Origin of the sequence: Helicobacter pylori (assembly GCF_014496485.1) — a bacterium.
Lineage (GTDB): Bacteria > Campylobacterota > Campylobacteria > Campylobacterales > Helicobacteraceae > Helicobacter > Helicobacter pylori_DD.
Genome location: NZ_JACTAX010000024.1, coordinates 1 through 2,262 on the forward strand (window position 1 = coordinate 1; position 2,262 = coordinate 2,262).

General features: G+C 44.6%; 1 protein-coding gene and 1 rRNA gene. One reads left to right on the forward strand and one right to left on the reverse strand.

From position 1 onward, the window contains the following. Window positions 1–87 precede the first annotated feature (87 nt). Window positions 88–1,591, forward strand: a 16S ribosomal RNA gene (locus tag IC572_RS07625). Window positions 1,592–1,970: 379 nt separating this feature from the next. Here the strand turns inward: IC572_RS07625 and IC572_RS07630 are convergent. Then, window positions 1,971–2,262: hypothetical protein (locus tag IC572_RS07630; RefSeq protein ID WP_187855759.1), on the reverse strand; the 292-nt coding region annotated here is incomplete at its 5' end.

A 2,262-nucleotide genomic window follows, 5' to 3' on the forward strand; every position in this document is an offset into this window, starting at 1 on the left:
ATAAAACGAGTTCTTGTGATACGCTAAAGCTATTGTTAGAAATAATGATAGCCTATCAAAAAACAAAAGAGCTTTAGGACAAACACTTTTATGGAGAGTTTGATCCTGGCTCAGAGTGAACGCTGGCGGCGTGCCTAATACATGCAAGTCGAACGATGAAGCTTCTAGCTTGCTAGAATGCTGATTAGTGGCGCACGGGTGAGTAACGCATAGGTTATGTGCCTCTTAGTTTGGGATAGCCATTGGAAACGATGATTAATACCAGATACTCCCTACGGGGGAAAGATTTATCGCTAAGAGATCAGCCTATGTCCTATCAGCTTGTTGGTAAGGTAATGGCTTACCAAGGCTATGACGGGTATCCGGCCTGAGAGGGTGAACGGACACACTGGAACTGAGACACGGTCCAGACTCCTACGGGAGGCAGCAGTAGGGAATATTGCTCAATGGGGGAAACCCTGAAGCAGCAACGCCGCGTGGAGGATGAAGGTTTTAGGATTGTAAACTCCTTTTGTTAGAGAAGATAATGACGGTATCTAACGAATAAGCACCGGCTAACTCCGTGCCAGCAGCCGCGGTAATACGGAGGGTGCAAGCGTTACTCGGAATCACTGGGCGTAAAGAGTGCGTAGGCGGGATAGTCAGTCAGGTGTGAAATCCTATGGCTTAACCATAGAACTGCATTTGAAACTACTATTCTAGAGTGTGGGAGAGGTAGGTGGAATTCTTGGTGTAGGGGTAAAATCCGTAGAGATCAAGAGGAATACTCATTGCGAAGGCGACCTGCTGGAACATTACTGACGCTGATTGCGCGAAAGCGTGGGGAGCAAACAGGATTAGATACCCTGGTAGTCCACGCCCTAAACGATGGATGCTAGTTGTTGGAGGGCTTAGTCTCTCCAGTAATGCAGCTAACGCATTAAGCATCCCGCCTGGGGAGTACGGTCGCAAGATTAAAACTCAAAGGAATAGACGGGGACCCGCACAAGCGGTGGAGCATGTGGTTTAATTCGAAGATACACGAAGAACCTTACCTAGGCTTGACATTGAGAGAATCCGCTAGAAATAGTGGGGTGTCTGGCTTGCCAGACCTTGAAAACAGGTGCTGCACGGCTGTCGTCAGCTCGTGTCGTGAGATGTTGGGTTAAGTCCCGCAACGAGCGCAACCCCCTTTCTTAGTTGCTAACAGGTCATGCTGAGAACTCTAAGGATACTGCCTCCGTAAGGAGGAGGAAGGTGGGGACGACGTCAAGTCATCATGGCCCTTACGCCTAGGGCTACACACGTGCTACAATGGGGTGCACAAAGAGAAGCAATACTGCGAAGTGGAGCCAATCTTCAAAACACCTCTCAGTTCGGATTGTAGGCTGCAACTCGCCTGCATGAAGCTGGAATCGCTAGTAATCGCAAATCAGCCATGTTGCGGTGAATACGTTCCCGGGTCTTGTACTCACCGCCCGTCACACCATGGGAGTTGTGTTTGCCTTAAGTCAGGATGCTAAATTGGCTACTGCCCACGGCACACACAGCGACTGGGGTGAAGTCGTAACAAGGTAACCGTAGGTGAACCTGCGGTTGGATCACCTCCTTTCTAGAGAAAAGCTTTTAACATTCGCTTATTAAAAGCCAAGAGTATTACCTGACAAAAGAACTTCTTGTTGCTTAGTTTTGAAAGATTGAGCTTTTCTTTCTTTTTTACTTCTTGATTGTTTTTAATATTTGCTTGCTTATTGTTTGTTATTTCTTAATGCTTATATTTTTAGTTGTTAGTGTCTTTATATTTAATGTTTAATGTGTTTAGTTTGTTTGTATTGGTTTCTTAGATCTTGCTTTTTTGTCTAAAGTTTTATAATTATAGTTATAGTGAAAATCATAAGGGAGTAGGGGTTATTTTGCGATACCCTAAATTCTAAAACGCTTTAAAAGTTGTCGTTTGATTGGAGTCAAGTTGTTTTATAGCCAGTGCTTCATTAAAACAGAATTAAAAACAAACCATAGCCCACCAAACAAAGAGCTAACACCCAATAGGGGAAAAGGCTAGGCGAACGCATGGCGGATAAGAGTTGCGTTAATTGGCAAGTTTGATGAGCAGGAAGCACTTCAAACAGCCTTTCATCGGTTCTAAGTCGGTTTTTTATCAGCCATTGGTATTGCTCCCTGAATGACCTTTCTTGCGTGAGATAATAAGCGTCTAAAAACCAAAAACATAGAAGTAGCACCCTTAAAACGCATAACCCATAAGAATTAGAAATCGATTCTATT